Origin of the sequence: Treponema sp. OMZ 790, from assembly GCF_024181285.1 — a bacterium.
In the GTDB taxonomy this organism is placed as follows: Bacteria; Spirochaetota; Spirochaetia; order Treponematales; family Treponemataceae; genus Treponema_B.
Map to the genome: position 1 here is coordinate 1,749,394 of NZ_CP051201.1, position 16,352 is coordinate 1,765,745.

Annotated in this window: 17 protein-coding genes; all 17 read left to right on the forward strand. The window is 43.6% G+C overall.

Features of this window, described 5'->3' with window-relative positions; translation table 11 throughout:
• Nucleotides 1-23: 23 nt before the first annotated feature.
• The 17 genes from E4O01_RS08505 to E4O01_RS08585 all read left to right on the forward strand — a co-directional run bounded on the left by E4O01_RS08505 (nucleotide 24) and on the right by E4O01_RS08585 (nucleotide 16,351).
• Nucleotides 24-1,157 (forward strand): PBSX family phage terminase large subunit, encoded by a 1,134-nt coding sequence (locus E4O01_RS08505; protein WP_253691681.1) that lies wholly within the window; start codon nucleotides 24-26, stop codon nucleotides 1,155-1,157.
• A gap of 57 nt (nucleotides 1,158-1,214) precedes the next feature.
• A complete protein-coding gene (locus E4O01_RS08510; RefSeq protein WP_253691683.1) occupies nucleotides 1,215-2,576 on the forward strand; it encodes a phage portal protein in 1,362 nt (453 codons plus the stop codon).
• Between the two features lies 1 nt (nucleotide 2,577).
• Nucleotides 2,578-2,718 (forward strand): hypothetical protein, encoded by a 141-nt coding sequence (locus tag E4O01_RS08515; RefSeq protein ID WP_253691685.1) that lies wholly within the window; start codon nucleotides 2,578-2,580, stop codon nucleotides 2,716-2,718.
• A 1-nt stretch (nucleotide 2,719) separates the two neighbouring features.
• Nucleotides 2,720-4,666, forward strand: a complete 1,947-nt coding sequence (locus E4O01_RS08520; protein ID WP_253691687.1) for a phage minor capsid protein — start codon at nucleotides 2,720-2,722, stop codon at nucleotides 4,664-4,666.
• Entirely contained in the window at nucleotides 4,666-4,845 is a 180-nt protein-coding gene (locus tag E4O01_RS08525) for a hypothetical protein (RefSeq protein ID WP_253691689.1), read from the forward strand. Before E4O01_RS08520 ends, E4O01_RS08525 begins: the two co-directional genes overlap by 1 nt.
• A 168-nt stretch (nucleotides 4,846-5,013) precedes the next feature.
• Nucleotides 5,014-5,607 (forward strand): peptidoglycan recognition protein family protein, encoded by a 594-nt coding sequence (locus tag E4O01_RS08530; protein WP_253691691.1) that lies wholly within the window; start codon nucleotides 5,014-5,016, stop codon nucleotides 5,605-5,607.
• Nucleotides 5,607-6,101, forward strand: coding sequence for a hypothetical protein (locus E4O01_RS08535; protein ID WP_253691692.1), 495 nt, complete (start codon nucleotides 5,607-5,609; stop codon nucleotides 6,099-6,101). The genes E4O01_RS08530 and E4O01_RS08535 overlap by 1 nt, the downstream gene beginning before the upstream one ends.
• Entirely contained in the window at nucleotides 6,102-6,419 is a 318-nt protein-coding gene (locus E4O01_RS08540; RefSeq protein ID WP_253691693.1) for a hypothetical protein, read from the forward strand.
• A 134-nt stretch (nucleotides 6,420-6,553) separates the two neighbouring features.
• Nucleotides 6,554-6,727 (forward strand): hypothetical protein, encoded by a 174-nt coding sequence (locus tag E4O01_RS08545; RefSeq protein ID WP_253691694.1) that lies wholly within the window; start codon nucleotides 6,554-6,556, stop codon nucleotides 6,725-6,727.
• Nucleotides 6,724-7,077: a hypothetical protein gene (locus tag E4O01_RS08550; protein WP_253691695.1), complete on the forward strand. Its 354-nt coding sequence runs from the start codon at nucleotides 6,724-6,726 to the stop codon at nucleotides 7,075-7,077. The genes E4O01_RS08545 and E4O01_RS08550 overlap by 4 nt, the downstream gene beginning before the upstream one ends.
• Nucleotides 7,078-7,080: 3 nt before the next feature.
• Nucleotides 7,081-8,070, forward strand: a complete 990-nt coding sequence (locus tag E4O01_RS08555) for an apolipoprotein A1/A4/E family protein (RefSeq protein WP_253691696.1) — start codon at nucleotides 7,081-7,083, stop codon at nucleotides 8,068-8,070.
• Nucleotides 8,071-8,082: 12 nt separating this feature from the next.
• Nucleotides 8,083-8,619, forward strand: coding sequence for a hypothetical protein (locus E4O01_RS08560; protein WP_253691697.1), 537 nt, complete (start codon nucleotides 8,083-8,085; stop codon nucleotides 8,617-8,619).
• Between the two features lie 56 nt (nucleotides 8,620-8,675).
• Nucleotides 8,676-11,363 (forward strand): coiled-coil domain-containing protein, encoded by a 2,688-nt coding sequence (locus E4O01_RS08565; RefSeq protein WP_253691698.1) that lies wholly within the window; start codon nucleotides 8,676-8,678, stop codon nucleotides 11,361-11,363.
• A 12-nt stretch (nucleotides 11,364-11,375) separates the two neighbouring features.
• Nucleotides 11,376-11,741, forward strand: a complete 366-nt coding sequence (locus E4O01_RS08570) for a hypothetical protein (protein WP_253691699.1) — start codon at nucleotides 11,376-11,378, stop codon at nucleotides 11,739-11,741.
• A 2-nt stretch (nucleotides 11,742-11,743) separates the two neighbouring features.
• Entirely contained in the window at nucleotides 11,744-12,178 is a 435-nt protein-coding gene (locus E4O01_RS08575; RefSeq protein WP_253691700.1) for a hypothetical protein, read from the forward strand.
• Nucleotides 12,175-12,555, forward strand: coding sequence for an NlpC/P60 family protein (locus E4O01_RS08580; protein ID WP_253691702.1), 381 nt, complete (start codon nucleotides 12,175-12,177; stop codon nucleotides 12,553-12,555). Before E4O01_RS08575 ends, E4O01_RS08580 begins: the two co-directional genes overlap by 4 nt.
• The gene (locus tag E4O01_RS08585; protein ID WP_253691704.1) at nucleotides 12,536-16,351 is read left to right on the forward strand and encodes a phage tail protein; all 3,816 of its coding nucleotides are present in this window, start codon (nucleotides 12,536-12,538) and stop codon (nucleotides 16,349-16,351) included. The genes E4O01_RS08580 and E4O01_RS08585 overlap by 20 nt, the downstream gene beginning before the upstream one ends.
• Nucleotide 16,352: the final 1 nt, after the last annotated feature.

A 16,352-nucleotide genomic window follows, 5' to 3' on the forward strand; every position in this document is an offset into this window, starting at 1 on the left:
GTAGTTTTATATCCCTAGTAATTGTGCTTCTTATCGTGATGTTCCCGGACTACAACGCTTTAATACTACGCAAGACAGCTAAAACGCTTAGACGCTCGGTATTTGAGCAGATAGTATGGGCGATTAACAAGCTAGGGCTTACCGCCCGATTTAAAATCCCGAAATCACAGACGGCGGCATTGCCGATAAGCTATATAAGAAAGAACGGGCAAACACAGTATATTATATTTGCCGGAAGTGATAACCCCGAAAAGTTAAAATCAATTAAGGTGTCAAGCGGCTATTTTGCTATTCTTTGGGTGGAAGAAAAAACAGAGTTTGGTCCCGCCGAATTACAGAATATTAAAATCTCCGTATTGCGAGGCGGAAAAGCCTTTTATACTTTTGAAAGCTACAACCCACCGAGTGCAACCCGCCATTGGTGCAACAGAGAGGCCGCAACATACGACCCTAACAGAATGATTATTCACACCACCTATCAGGATATACCCAGTGAATGGCTAGGCGACGCAATACTTCACGACATCGAGCAAACGAAGAGAAGCAACCCTAGAGCGTATGAGAATATTTATCTAGGCATAGCGACAGGCGCGGGGCGGAATGTCTTTGAGAATGTGGAACTCCGAGAAATCACGGACGCAGAAATAGCGGCGTTCGATTATTTTTACAGCGGCATTGACTGGGGTTACTACCCCGACCCTTTTGCATTCAGTACATCAGCGTTTAACGCAAGCAAACAGACGCTTTATATCTTTAATGAATTGTACTTGAATAAACAAGGCAACTATGAAGCATTTCAAACATTGAGCGAGTATATGGAGACTTGCGGCATGAACATTGCAAGAGACCGAATAACCGCAGACAGTGCAGAGCCTAAGAGTATCGCAGACTTTAGGACTTGGGGCGGTAATGTACGGGGAGCGGTTAAAGGAATAGGCAGCAGAGACGCCGGCTTTAAATGGCTTCAAGGCTTAAAGAAAATCGTAATAGACCCCGTAAGGTGTCCGCATATAGCCGACGAGTTCACGCTATACGAATACGAGATTGATAAACGCACGGGCGAGATTATGAGCGGTTATCCTCAAGGACAGCCCGACCACGGCATAGACACGGTGCGATATTCGCTAGAGACTATATGGCGGCACGGCGGCGAATAAATGACTATATAAGGTGAGAGGCTAAATAAAATGTTTGAAAAAATAAGGGGCTTTATTATGAATATCTTACAACTATTCCACAATAACACCATAAAGGATGTTACAGGGATAAACACTAACATAAGCAAGAAGATGTACAACACTATCGAGCTATGGGGGCAGATGATGAGCGGGGCAGCTCCTTGGAATGAGAAAGCACCACCCTGCGGAGTTTTAGAACAGATAAGCGGGCGATTGTCTATGCTCGTATCCCGTGAAATCGGGCTAGAGGTTGAGAATGAAGCAATAGCCGAAGCTATGAATCATATAAACAAGAATGTTGATAAAATTGTAGACTATATAGCACTTCTAGGCGGCTGCCTTATCCGCCCTATTTTCAGCAACGGAAAATTGCAATATGAAACAATCCCGCTAGGTAATTATCTGCCTATATCCTACGATTACGACGGAACACTTACGGGGGCGTTGATTTTAAAAGAAATTATTATCGGTTCCAAAAAATGGCTATTAACGGAAAAACACACCTACGAAAAAAACACCCATTCGGTAGAATGCGGGCTATATAGGAATGAAGGCGGAGCGTTGAGAAAAGCGGACTTGACCGACTGCCCGCAGACGGCAGAGCTAACACCCGAATACGCATGGGCGGGTGTAAGACAGCCGATGATTATCGAGTTCAGAAATCACGCAATAAACAAGATAGACGGCTCAAGCGTTCCCGTGGCAATCATAGCAGGGGCGGAAGAACTTATCAAAAGTGCAGATGAGCAATTCGAGCGTATGAATTGGGAGCAAAAAGGCGGAGAAATGCGGATATGGGCTGACCGTGATATGTTCCAAAAAAGACAGAAAAGAAACGGCGAAGCAGTGGGTGTAAAGATGACACCCGAACTTAACCGCCTTGTCGTTCAGATCGAGGGCGACGGCAGCACGGACGGAAAGCGGATTGTAGAACACGCCCCGAATTTAAGGACGACCCAACAAAACGAAATGCTGCAGCAGATATTTAGGCGTATAGAATTAACCTGTAACATCGGCAAGGGTACAATCTCGGACATGGAAAGCGTCCAGCAAACGGCAACGCAGTATTCGGGCGGACGGCAAGAACTATATGCTATCGTAGACAAGATAGAAGACGAAATCGAAGTAAAGTATCAGCACTGCGCTGATGTCTTCGCACACATGGCAGCCGCTTATAGATTGGGGGCTAACAATTCAAAAATAACGGTAACTTGGAATAATGACCTCACAAGAAAGGACATAACAGCGGCTAAGACTATGGCGATAAACGAAATAAATGCAGGGGTGCGCAGTCCGTGGGAATACCGCCGAGACTTCTTCGGAGAAGACGAAGCGCAGGCAAAGGCTAACACACCGGAACCCGAAGCAGCACCCGACCTTTTCAATTTTGGAGCGTAAAATGGCAAGATTAAACAAGCAAAGAAAAGAAATAACTAGGAACGATAGAGCAGTATTAAACGGACTACGCTATGCAATAAACACCTACCCTTTTAGAAAGCGTATTGTAATAGTATGGCGTATTTTGTGGGCTAAGTTTTAATATGCTATCCCCCCGATACCTTGAAGGATTATCCGACGATATTATCGAAATTTACTCGCAGCTTGAAAGTGAAATCCTACAGGATATGGCTCGGCGTATCGCAAGGCTAGGCAAAATAACCGAAACTACACGCTGGCAAGCTCAAATGCTAGCCGAAGCGGGAGGACTTAAAAAAAACATAGCCCGAATACTGGCAAAGTACGATAAGGCGATAATCAAACAAGTTACCGATACATTCACGGAAGCACTAGAAACGAACGCTCGAAACGATAACCGCATTTTTAAGGCAATGACAGGGCGGACGGTAAGTGCGCCTAACGCTCAAGCTATGCTATCGACAATCCAAAAATGCCATAGCGACCTATCAAGACTAACCTTAACAACAGCGGCAACAACACAACAGCAGTTTGTACGAGAGGCAAACAGGGTGTATATAAACGTTCAAAGCGGAGCCTTTGACTACAACAACGCTATGAAGGACGCAGCGGACGAATTAAGTAAGCGAGGAATTACCACCGTACAATACGATAACGGCAAACCTATCACACGCACAATAGAATCAGCCGTCCGCATGAACATATTAACCAGCATTAACCAAACGGCAGCCAATCAAACATTAAACAACGCCGAGGAGCTTGGAGTAGAAAAGTTTGAAGTTACAGCACACATTGGAGCAAGACCAGACCACGCAGCGTGGCAGGGTAAGATTTACACACGCAAGCAGCTATACAGCATTTGCGAGCTGGGAACGGCAACGGGGTTATGCGGGATTAACTGCCGTCATTCGTTCTATCCTTATTTTGACGGAATGGAAAAGCACTATACCGACAAAGACCTAGACGAATTAGCAAGCGAGAAAGTAAGCTACAACGGCGAGGAATTAACCCGCTACGACGGCGAGCAGAAACTACGGGGGATTGAGCGGAAGATAAGGGCGTATAAACGGCAAGCATTAACGCAAGAAGCAGCAGGGGTAGACAGCACGAAGGCAAGGCGGAAGCTAGGAGAATGGCAGGCGGCAGCTAGAGACTTCACGAAGCAGACAGGCATAGCAAGAGACCGAGCAAGAGAGTATGTCGGAACAGCAACGGGCAAGCAGCCAAGAGGAATAACACCGCAGGTTACACATTCATTCAAACAGTCTACACCAATAAACCCCGTCGTTTCTCAAAAAGTTGCAGATATGAACGACAAGGCCGCTACCTTCTACACGGCAACACATAGCCTTAATGCTTTTGTAACTAAGGCAAAATTCACGCAAACGATGACACCGATACAAACGGCTAAGGTAGTGGAAGGCAGAAACCTAGCAGGGAAACTATACGTAAAGCGAGAATTAAAAGACATCAACACGGTATTAAAGGCACAAGGCTTTGACGGTAAGCCTACAGTATTATCAAAAGCGGACTTTTTAAAAGCGGTAGATGATGACACCTTTATAGGCCAAAGGACATACACGGCTCCCAATAAAGAAAAACTTGATGAATACATCCAAATGTTACGAAACGGCGATTTTTATGTCGATTGCCGAACTGGAGGCCGAGCACACGGTAAAGGAATGTATGCAGCAGCAGATTATACGAAAGGCAAAGACTTACGCCGTGTAATCGATGAAATGGCACACTATCAGAAATTAGGCGGAATATTACGAGGCGAGGAGTATACGATGACGGAAACGCTGACAATATCGCCGACCGCTAGAATTATAGACGAAGGAAACATAGAAGAAGAATTTATTTATAGGTTTACGCAAAATCTAAAACAGCAAGGCTATACAACACGGCAGATAAATGATAAAATATCAGCTGGAAGGTGGAGGCAACGAGATCCGGGCGTACTAGCCGCTTTAATGGGTTATGATGTAATACGATCCGTACCAAGTCCTCGACGAGCTGATTATATGGTAATATTGAATAGAACTAAACTTATCTTACTAGGGGGAGAATAATGGCAATAAGATACGGCAAAGACGGCGATATAGAAATATATGACGAAAAAACAGGGAAGACCACAGGGCACATTTCAACAATGGGAAATATGATTGAAGAAACCGAAGAACTTCTAAAAGCTCGAAAAGAACGCTGGGATAAAGCATTAAAAGCACACGGCGTTGAATATAGAGAATAACCCATATCTAAAACGCCCCGCCAGAGGCACGAGGATTGCCTATAAGAGGCTTTTAGGCAAAAATCGAATAAATAACACGTCCTCCCTAAAAACGTATTAAAAACAAAATAATTTATTTTTTCACCTCTACTAAAAAGAAAAATGACTATATAGGCAGAGGTAGAAAGAATGACAATCAAACAACACTTACTAACACCTAACACATGGAGCCGCTCCCAACATCGCATTAAAGAGGTACTAGGTATCGTAATGCACTGGACGGCTAATCCAAGAGCAAACGCAGAGCAAAATCGGAATTATTTTGAATCGAGAAAAAACGGCAAAGACGGCTACGGCTCGGCACATTACATCATCGGGCAAGACGGCACTATCATACAGTGTATACCGATAGAGGAAGTCGCCTATCATTGCGGAAGCAGGAAGGTAGACCCTGCAAGCGGAAAAATCTATACGGACTACGCAAGGGCAAAGTTTAAGCACTACGCCGAAAACTATAAAACGAACAGCCCGAACTATTGCACTATCGGGATTGAGCTATGTCCTACAGACAACGAGGGGCATTTTACGGACGCAACGATTAACGCCGCTATCGATCTTTGTGCAGATTTATGTAAACGCTTTAATCTTAAAACCGAAGACATCACAACACACCACGCAATCGTCGGATGGAAGGGCTGTCCCCGTTTATGGGTAAGACAGCCCGAATTACTTGAAGCGTTCCGAGCGAGCGTAACGGATTATATGACAAGGAGCAATTCATAATGTGGCAAGCAATCAGTGAAGTATTAACGAGCGGCAACGCTTTACAGGTTTTAATTTTTTTAGCGGTGATTATAGCCCTTTTTATTTTGCTTGTAAAAAGCGGAATAGTTGCAATTAAAACAAAGCATCTGCGAATCGGGCAGGCAGAAAAAGAGCGTGAAATAATAAGACGGCAAGTAGAAGCCGCTCATGATTTCGTTATGAGTATAGAGGGTAAAATAGACGCCGACATGACAAAGTGCAACAGATTCTTTATAAAATATATATTGGAGCGAGTATATGATAAAGTTATTGAATGGGTGATGTTTAATAACATCAGTAATTCGCCTATGTATGTACAAGACAAACAAGAGACTATTTGTAACCTGATATACACATTCCCAATAGAGAAAGCGTTCAAAACACCCGAATTCAAAAAACGTATTCAGAATTGGACGGCGGAACTAATCGCACGGTTGGTACAAACAAGAGAAATCTATAATAAGGAGCGGTAAATGAATGAAAAGATATTTTTTATTTTTGCTTTTCTGTTGCTTTTTACAGGCTGCTGCACAAGAAGCGGAATACACAATCACGGAAACGGAGCTTACGAGGTTAGAGAAAATATCGGAAAGCTGGGAGAAGAACAAACGCAGTCAGCAGTTACAAGTACAGAGCTTAAAGGCGGAATTGAAAAAAGCCTTGAACAAGTCGGAGAGCTTGAGCAAGCAATTACAGACGGAGCGGGAGACCTTGAGGAGTTTAAGGCAATCCTACAACGAATACGAAAAACAGGTAAGCGAAAAGATACAGGAAAGACAAATTCTAATTGACGATTTAAAAAAGCAAGGTTACAGGCTAAAACTAGCCCTTGTAATTTTGTCTTGCGTTTTAGTGCTTTTAATTTTAGGTAGCGTAGGATTTTTGATTTTGAAAATGAAACTAAAATTTTTAGGAGGGTAAAAAAATGGCACGGATTATAACAGACCAAACCTATGCAAGGCTGGTCAAGCACTTATCGAAAGATGAAGCGGTGGCGTTGTTTCAAGAGCTGCTATTAAGTCCGAAAACGCAGGAAGCAGAAACAGCCGCCGAAATTGAAGAAGAAAACAAATCGGAGAAAGCAGGGGGTAACGAATGAATTACGGGAGAGTAACACCTAGAGCAAGAACAGGAACTACAGGGATAAGCACGGAGCAAGACATCAACGCAGGCGAAGGGGTATGGATTAGTCCGCCCGACAGAGTCTCGGCGGTTACGGTTGCCGTCCACATTCCGCCTAGTGAAAGTGCGACTTTCATTATTGAAACATCATGCAACAGAGTAGACACAATCGGAGAGAGCGGTACGGGTGGTTATTGGGATAATCCGTTCGGAGACGGTACGGAGTTGAGCGAAAATACCGTGTTAATGATTGCAAACGCCGTAACAGGCATTCGTGTTAAGTGCCTTACGGCTAGCAAGCCTATCAATGTTTGTTTCGTGGGGTAAGCTATGAAGTACTACGGGTTAATAATGCCGTCCGTCTTTCCGACGGGCGTGTTTATTCAAGACATCAAGCAGACGGCAAGTTCGGACGAAAGCGAAGGGATTAACACTATGACGGTAACCCTTACAAATCAGCAGAAAGCACATTTTAATGTTAAGAACGGAAAGCAGGGGTCAAGTGCAGAGGCGACCGCTCAAATGGAACAGCACGCAAAAGACTACATAGCCGCAGAACTCGCAGACCAAAAAGCAGCACTAGAACAGGCGATAGAGACAGGCAAGACCGACATTAACAACTCGGCAGAACAAGCCAACACCGATTTACAACAAAAGGTTACACAAGCAGAGGCGGAACTTTCGGCCTTAATTCAAAACAAAGAACAAGACTTCCAGGGCAAGGTCGATGAGGGCAAGAATTATATAGACGGGCAATTATCGGCAGCCTCGCAAGGTCTACAAGAGTCAATCAACGCTAAAGTTACTGAAGCTATGGCAACGGCAGAAAGCAAGCTGCTTTCAAAAGTAAATACAAAATTTATAGAACATTACCAAAAGGGCTATCTTCAACTCCCGGGAATGCCAAGCCCGCTTGAAGATGTATCGATGCATTATGAAGGCTATAGTTGGCACGAGGTCAACTATGACGGTAATTTTTTCCGGTCAAAAGGCCGGAATGCTAAGGTGTTTAGTTCTAAAAAATTGACAAAAGAACAAATCAAGAATGGGGATTATATCTTTCAAGAGGATGAGCAGGGCGATGCGATTAGGAATATCACAGGTACATTTGGCACACAAGGAAATGATATATCAAACAACGCTGACGGAGCCTTTTATCCTAAAAGGAGAGGTCATGTGGATAGTGGCTATTCAGAAGCAACCTATTGGTTGAATGAAGTAGGATTAGACTTTTCAAAGATAGAGGGTTTGCCAACAGCCGAAGAAAACCGCTCCCGCAACTTAACTTTCGCTTTTTGGGTTTTAATTAAAAATGAATAGGAGAAATTAAATATGGAATATTTTGAAAGAATTGAAATTGAGAATAACATTATTACAAACCATGTTATTGGCGAAAAGCCTAAACAAGAGAAAGAGGGAGTAGCTTACATATACGCTTCAAACATTAAAGCTAACATCGGCGATGATGTTAGAATGTATGAAGATTTAATTTTAGGCAAAAAGAAAAGGCTTAAAAAACTTGTAGAAGAAAACTTAATCCAAATTCCCGAAGGGAAGAAACTCAATAAAGATGGTACAGATTTTGAAGATATGAGTGAAGCTGAAAAGGTTGAGGCAGGATTAAAAACGCTTAAAGACGATGAAAAAATCGAAGGTGATTATGTCGTTAAAAAAACAAAAAAAGAGCTATACGATGAGGGTAAGCTCTCAAAAAAAGAATACAATCTTTACATCGACGAACTCCGCCAATCTGCTTACGCAAGAGAGGCCGACCCGCTCGGTATGCAAGTGATGAGAGGGGATATTGAAAAAAACATTTGGCTTGAGAAAATAGAAGAAATAAAAACCCGCTATCCAAAGGTTGATTAGTATATAGGGGTTTACGCCCCTATTTTTTTTCATTAAACAAAAATGACTATAATAGTATGGCAAACGATGGCGAAGTCCGAATTAGGACAGAAATAGATAATTCAAAACTCGATAAAGGCCTGCGGGATGTTAAGCATAAAGTAAACAGCGCCGCAAAGGACATGGGCAAGGGCACAAAGGCAACTAATGCCCTTAAAACCGCATTTAATGAAACAGGCGGGGCTGCCAGCAGCTTCACATCCAAAATGGGAAGTTTAGCAAGTTCAGCGGGCCCAGTTGCTGCGGGGCTTACGGTTGCGGTAATGGCAGTCAAGAAATTCATCGAAGGACTAAAGGCCGCAAACGAAGCATTCAAGGTTCAAGAGAAAGCGGAGAAAGCTCTACAAAAGGCCGCCGAGAACAACCCTTATTTACAAAAAGAAAGCGTCCAAAGGTTAAAGGAATTCGCAAGCGGCTTACAAGAAATAAGCAACTATGGCGATGAAGGCACTATAGACATCATGGCACAGCTCGCAAGCACAGGACGCACCGAAGCAGAGATTATGAAAATAATGGGAGCGGCGGCGGACTATGCAGCGGCTAAACACATCGACCTTAAAACGGCGGCAGAAACGCTAAACTCGACCTATAGCGGAATGGCAGGGACGATGGGGCGGCAGATTGCAGAGATTAAAGACCTGACAGATGAGCAATTAAAGAACGGCGAAGCTATAGACCTGCTGGCCTCGAAGTATAAGGGCTTCGCAAAGGAAGCGGCAGATAATAGCACACAGGCTAAGAACGCATTCGGAGACTTCATGGAGTCTGTCGGGAAGATTGCCAATCCAATGTTTGAAGCGTTGGCCGAAAAAGCTAAATCATTTTGGCAAGACATGACCGACTATATGAACAAGTTTGACAAGGTGCTAGAAAGTGCCAGCGAGAATTGGGTTATTGGCGGTATATATCAAGCTAACAAGGAGTATATAGAAGGTTTTAACAAAGAAATAATCAAGGTGGCGGCTAATAAAAAACAGCTATATATGGAGAGCGAAGCGGAAAAGCTAAACGATAAATCGCTAGAGACACTTACAAGGTATCTTGAAAAACAGTGGCGGATAAATGCTAATGAAAAAGAATTTTTACAGATTTTAAAAGAAGAACAACAACATCGAGAAAACAGAGCGAAGGCTGCCGCCGAGTATGCGGAGTATGCAGAGAAATGGAAAGGTTCAAAAAAAGAAGAGTTGCAGGCGTGGCTGGAAAACAAAGAAGCAATAACATATTCACTTCAAGAATTAAAGGCTGTGAATGACGCCTTGCAAGCTATCGAGGAGCAAGAAAAAAAAGCCGCAGAAGAAGCAGCAAAAGCCGCCGATAAGTTCGCCGAAGAAAGTAATAAAAAGTTAAAAGAAGCACTACACGCCCTAGAGGTAGAAGCGAGAGCAAAGGGACAGGCGGTAAGTGCTCAAGACCGCTACAATGTTTATCTTAATTCATACATCGACTTACTAACCAAAACAAACGGACTGATTAAAGAAGGATACCCGATTGAGCAAAAACGGCTGGAGCAATTAAAAGAAGCGGAGAAAGCGGCAAAGGCTGCGGCAGACACGGAAAAGAAACTAGCCGCCGCTATCCAATTAACGCAGGCCGCAACCGAAGCAATTAACAGTATTAAGCGAGAGATGACACCTGCCGAGCACTTACAGAAAGAGCTTAAGGCTCTTGACGAAATGAAGCGTAAAATCAAAGAAGCAACCGACGAAGAAATTAAACAGGCACAGCAGGGTGAGGAGAATATCCTAAGCCGTGAAGAATTATTGAAAGGCCTAGCCGAGGCGGAAAAACATATTATCGACGAAAAAATAAAAGCTGTCGCAGGGGCCGAGCAATCATGGTGGGATAAATACGCAAACAAACAAAAAGCCTTACTCGATATGAAAAAGGCGATTAACGAAAGCGAAGTTTTAAGCGACGAAGAAAAATATAACCGCATGAAACAGCTTGACGAAGAATACCTACAAAGCAAGGCGGCGCAAATAGATGAGCTTATGACATTGATACAAGGTTATGTAGACAAAAGTATCAGCATAATGAACCAAGCGGCGAACCTTGCCCTTGAGACTTCCAAAAACCAAGCGACAGCCGAGCAAGCACAGCTAGAACTAAAATACCGCAAGGGAGAATTAAGCGAAGAAGAATACAATACCAAAATTACCGAGAGCAAGAAGAAAGCCGCTAGAGAACAATATAAAATCCAGATGTGGCAGTGGAGCGCCTCAATCCTGCAAGCGACGGCAAACATCGCACAAGGTGTTACACAAGCAATCGCACAAGGCGGTGTCGCAGGGTTAATTACGGGACTACTCGTAGCAGCGGCGGGCGGCGTTCAAATTGCTTCCGTTGTAGCAAGTAAGCCTATTCCGCCTAACTTTAGCACGGGCGGTATTGTGGGCGGTTCGTCTTACAATGGCGACAACATAGCCGCAAACCTCAACAGCCGTGAAATGGTAATGAATATGAGCCAGCAAAAAGGCTTATGGGATTTTATAAACGGCGGAAGCAACGGACGGGGGGCAGCACCGCAGATAGTAATCAATAACAGTGCTTCAAACATTGCAACGGCACAGCCTAGATTAACCAAAGACAAGATAGAAATAATGATAGACGCAAGAGTAAACGACAGCTTAAAAAGCGGCCGTTATAACAACGCCTTGAACCTTGCACAGCAGGGAATGACGGGCGACTATTACGGAATATAAGGGAGCGAAGGAATGGCAATAAATTGGAGCGAGCACGTAAACACTAACTTCTACGGGGCCGACAGCAGCTATAAAGACAACACCGAAAAGGTTGAGTTTAAAAGCGGGCGGGAGATTGAATATTTAAAAAACAGCCGCCCGAAAAAAAAGCACTCCGTGAACCTATGGCTTAAAGACAAGGGGACAGTGAAGACAGACGGCAAGACGGAGTTTGAACATTTTCTATACTGGTACGAAATGGAAGCAAAAAGTGGAACGGTTCCGTGTAATCTAACGGACATCATCACAGGAACGGGAACGAAGCAATACAGGGTTAAAGTTACAGGCTGGACGGGGCAAAGGCACAAAGAAGTAAGCCTAGAATTAACGGAGGCGTAGCAATGAATGTATACAAGCAACTAGCGGAAGGCGGCGGGTACAACTTGCCGTTTTTAGTCCGATTATCTAACCCCGAAAATACATTTAATATATTCTTGATTAACGACAATCAAGATATGACATACGACGGGCAGGTCTACAGTGCAAGCAGTTTTTCATATCGACCTAACACATCGGGCGATAGCTCGTTTAGCGTTGAACTTGTGGAGCATAACGCAATCATCGATATGCTCGAAGATAATTATTATTTTAAGGTTCAAGTTATCGGCATATTTAACGGTGAAGAAGTAGAGCCGATAGGATTATTCAAACATAAATTCGGAGAAGCGACATGGGACGGTATGAAGCTGGATATGAAGCTAAGCAAGGACGACAGAGGCGGCATGACATTCCCCGCCTTAATTTTTAATTCATATAATAACAGGGGCAACAATTGAAATACGACGATTTATTAAACATTCCTTTTAAGAAATTCGGAAGAGACAAAAAAGGCTTTGACTGCTACGGAGTAGTTATGGAATGCTGCAAGCGGGCAGGTACACCCTTAAAGGATTTATACGGCGGTATTGTAGACCTCCCCGCCGATAGAGTAAACGACTATATAAGCGGAGGCTTGAATGTCAGAGAGATAAGCGGGCCGAAAGTCGGAGCGCTTGTCTATTCGATTTATCACGGAAACACACACGTAGGTTACATAGTCGAGCGAGGCAAAGTCTTACACGCAACAATAGACAAGGGCGTTAAAATCTCCCCCTTAGCAGCTATGCGGCCGATTGCTTATTATGAGGTAGTGAATGAAAGCGACAATTTATAAAGAACTATCGAACAAACAAACTCCTATAGAATTACAGGCAGGGCTAACCGTACAGGAAGCCCTACCCGATTTGGATTTAGAAAACGCAATTATCGTAATTAATGGCAGGATTGAAAATTGTAATTATGTGTTAAAGGCAAAGGATAAGGTTACAATAAGGCTAACGCCTAGCGGAATGACCGCCCTTATTGTTGTTGCAATAGTCGCCGCCGTTGTTGCAGTCGGGGCAGGTGTGGTCGGCGGAATTTATGCGTATAATGCAAGAGAAGCAGCAGAGAAAGCAAAGGCGGAGCTTGAAAAAATGAAAAAGCTATCGAACCGCCCCGAAGTCGACAACCGCCCTTTCTTGCGTGGGGCCAGCAACACAATAGCCACGGGAGCTAATCAGCCTTATATCATCGGATGGCACTTCTTCACGCCCTACTTATTAAGTCAGCCGTTCTATGAGATAACGGGGGCAGACGGAATAGACCAATACATATACACCGTCTTAGAGTGCGGATTTAATAAACAGGTTCTTAAAAAAATCGCTATAGACGATGTAACAATTAAAACATTCACGGACACGGCCCCGCAAGAAGGCGGCTATGATTTAGACACGGGCATTTTTGCCGAGGGCGGAAAAATAGAAATCGCACAAGATGGCGAGCTTTTAACCGACATACCCGCATTGAATTATAAGGTTGACTCAAAAACCTGTAATGACGAGATACCTCGTGATAGTGAAGTTTCGGAAGGCAAGAAAGAATATTTAACCTACACCTTAAACCCCTATGCCATGAGCGTGGATATTGCCATAACCTTTCCTTACGGACTATACGCTTTCGATGACAAGGGAGATAAGATAGAGACGCAGCTCACAATCACACCGCAGTATTCACTAGACGGCGGGGCTTCTTGGCAGAATTTCACTTTTAACAACAACGGAGTACAAACAAATCTTTTTAAAAGGAACATATCCACGCAAGAGCTGCGATATGTTGCGCATAAGGACTTTACCGCCGAACATTATCAAGCATTAAAAGCTAACAATCAAACGGCTATATACATCAGAGTTAGAAGCAACGGAAACAAAGATAGTGCGATTAAAAACGACTGCTATTGTCTTTTTCATCAGTCAAAATGCTTCGACCCCGACAAGAGCACAGATACGGAATTAATACCCTGCAAAATCATAGAGGATAGGGAGCGTGCATTCTGTACGATTTTAGGCTTAAAACTAAAAGCCTCAAAAATCAACGAGGACAAGCTAAAAAAAATAAACGTCATCACGCAAGGCATAGCCCGCACTTGGAACGGCACGAAATGGAGCGAGGGGAAAAGTGAAACCCGAAACCCCGCAGCGTGGGCACTAGAAATCGAAACAAGCGACAGCCACCCCGCAAGTAAGTATAAGGATAGTGAATTAGACCTAGAGAGTTTCGGCGAGTTTTACGAATACTGCGAAGAAAAGGGTTATAAATTCGACTGGGTAATTACGCAGAATGTAAAGAAAGACGATACCCTTAATCACATCATGGAAGCGACGGGGGCGTGTATATACACCGACATCTACGGCCGTCGAGCAATAGCCATCGACAAACCGCAAGAGAACGCCCTAGCAGTTTATAATCCGCAGAATATTATTTCAATTCAAAATAAAAAAACATTCGGAAGACGCACCGACGGCCTTAGAATAAAGTATGTAAACAGCAAGGACGATTTATACCAAGAAGATACCTATCTTCTTATGCGTGAAGTAAACGGTACACCGCTTGAAATTACCCCCGACAGCATTATCAAGGATATAAACATTACGGGGATAACGACTTTTGAACACATCGTAAAACATGCACGCCGCCTTATGGCTATAGAAGCACTACGACCTAAGACTACGATTATAGAAGTCGGAAACGAGGGCGTATTTTATACGCCTTACAGTAAGATTTTAATTCAGGATGACAGCTTAAAAATCGGAATTGGTAAAGGTTACGCAATAACCGGCACTAAATGGAAGAGCGGGCTATTAAAGAAAATCTACACCAACGAACCTTTAACATTCGACCCGTTAAAAACATACGGAATTATCGTAAACTGCTTCACGGAAACGGGGGGACAGCCCGTCGCTTTAAAAGTAGAGGGAGAGGGAACGACCGCCGAGCTTACGGTCTTAACGAAGCTAAGAGCGAGTGCAGACGCTAAGCCCGATACGGGGAATTTATTTTCATTCGGAGAATTGGACACGGACGGCGAATTCAGCAAAATATCAACGCCCTATATTATCAGTCAAATAAAACGAAGCGATAAGGGCTTTAATTTGGAGTTGGTAAACTACAACGAGGCGATTTATGACAGCGGTGTAATCCCCGATTATAAAAGCAATATCACGCTTAAAGCCTCGACGATTGCAAAGCCTATCCCGCCTAACACAATAACAAGTGAAGACCTAGCCGAGGCAATATCTCAAATCGACCCCGCAGGTTCAGACGCAGCACAGGAAGCGGCGAATGTAGTAACTCACGGCGTACACTTCTCGAACATTCACAAAATCCGTGATATGGAAATGAGCCTGGACGAAATAATAGCCCGAATGGACGACGACCAAAACCGCACTAGTGCAAGTATTCAAATCAGCGAAAGCGAAATCTTGCTTAAGGTTGAAGATATGGAGCATGAACTGGTCAGCTTGCTAGACATACAGGCGGGCTCGATACAGGCTATCGTGGAAGGCGGCGGTGCTTCGGGCCGTATGTCTTTATCGCTGGAATTACCCGCTATGATAGACGCTTCCACCCGTGCCAAGTTTGTAAAGGCAAGCAGCGAGGAAGATACGGCCAGAGTATACGCTAAGTTGGACGGCACGGACTACTACGCAATAAGGGGCGATGTAAGCAACGCAGCGGCTAAACTCCTATGGGATAAGGCGGTCAAGGCCAGCCTATTGGCAAGTCAAATCGATTTAAGTGCAACCCAAATAAACATGGCGGCGGAGCATGTCGTTATTACGGGCGAGAAAAACAAGGGGCAGACGATTATAGAGGGCGGATATTTAAAAGCGGAATTAATCGATGTCGATAGACTTATCACTAAGAAGCTGCATATCGATACAGATAAAAGCACCCATCAAGATTTTGAAGCATGGTTTGACGAAGTAAAAGGACTTTTAATTAAAAACAGAAATGAAGAAATATTTAAGGTTGATACAGATGGTAATATTTATGCAAAAAAAGCTTTTTTGCAAGACTGCTCTTTTTCAGGGGATATTTATTCAGGGCCGCTAGAGTTATCTGGTCGAGAACCAGAAACTACAATAGTAGAAATCAGCCCAAATGAAACAATAGCACAATTGTTTACACAATATCAAGCGAAATCTTTCTATTGCTCATCAGAGGGTATCGAAGACATTTTAAAAGTAGAAATAACTCAAACGCCTGATTCCATCCCTAAAGAAGGAAACTATTGGGGAGTAGGATTTATCACCGACCCCGATACGGGCCTTCCTAAATGGGGAGAAGGGATAATTTACGGGGTTGTTGGATATATACTTGTGGCAGAAAGTAAATTGACTTTTTATTTTCAAAATGGGAAGAAAGAGTATAAACATCGAATCGTAACAGGAAAAATTGTTATTCATGACGGAGGAGGTCAATATCCAAAAGTTGGAACCCTTTTGCAGGACGAAAGGATTGAAAGACATACGACTCTTCGAGGCCGTAAAGGGGCAAAAACATTAAAACTTAAAGACTTACCAACATTACCCCCACAAGAAGCGGGGATAATTTGGGTAGACGATAACAAGATATTGCATATATCTTGAA

Excerpts from the sequence above, each read along its gene's own strand:
- E4O01_RS08550 (WP_253691695.1), top strand. The coding sequence starts at position 6,724 with ATGAATTACGGGAGAGTAACACCTAGAGCAAGAACAGGAACTACAGGG.
- E4O01_RS08515 (WP_253691685.1), top strand. The coding sequence starts at position 2,578 with ATGGCAAGATTAAACAAGCAAAGAAAAGAAATAACTAGGAACGATAGA.
- E4O01_RS08535 (WP_253691692.1), top strand. The coding sequence starts at position 5,607 with ATGTGGCAAGCAATCAGTGAAGTATTAACGAGCGGCAACGCTTTACAG.
- E4O01_RS08555 (WP_253691696.1), top strand. The coding sequence starts at position 7,081 with ATGAAGTACTACGGGTTAATAATGCCGTCCGTCTTTCCGACGGGCGTG.
- E4O01_RS08545 (WP_253691694.1), top strand. The coding sequence starts at position 6,554 with ATGGCACGGATTATAACAGACCAAACCTATGCAAGGCTGGTCAAGCAC.
- E4O01_RS08525 (WP_253691689.1), top strand. The coding sequence starts at position 4,666 with ATGGCAATAAGATACGGCAAAGACGGCGATATAGAAATATATGACGAA.
- E4O01_RS08575 (WP_253691700.1), top strand. The coding sequence starts at position 11,744 with ATGAATGTATACAAGCAACTAGCGGAAGGCGGCGGGTACAACTTGCCG.
- E4O01_RS08530 (WP_253691691.1), top strand. The coding sequence starts at position 5,014 with ATGACAATCAAACAACACTTACTAACACCTAACACATGGAGCCGCTCC.
- E4O01_RS08560 (WP_253691697.1), top strand. The coding sequence starts at position 8,083 with ATGGAATATTTTGAAAGAATTGAAATTGAGAATAACATTATTACAAAC.
- E4O01_RS08540 (WP_253691693.1), top strand. The coding sequence starts at position 6,102 with ATGAATGAAAAGATATTTTTTATTTTTGCTTTTCTGTTGCTTTTTACA.
- E4O01_RS08510 (WP_253691683.1), top strand. The coding sequence starts at position 1,215 with ATGAATATCTTACAACTATTCCACAATAACACCATAAAGGATGTTACA.
- E4O01_RS08570 (WP_253691699.1), top strand. The coding sequence starts at position 11,376 with ATGGCAATAAATTGGAGCGAGCACGTAAACACTAACTTCTACGGGGCC.
- E4O01_RS08565 (WP_253691698.1), top strand. The coding sequence starts at position 8,676 with ATGGCAAACGATGGCGAAGTCCGAATTAGGACAGAAATAGATAATTCA.
- E4O01_RS08520 (WP_253691687.1), top strand. The coding sequence starts at position 2,720 with ATGCTATCCCCCCGATACCTTGAAGGATTATCCGACGATATTATCGAA.
- E4O01_RS08585 (WP_253691704.1), top strand. The coding sequence starts at position 12,536 with ATGAAAGCGACAATTTATAAAGAACTATCGAACAAACAAACTCCTATA.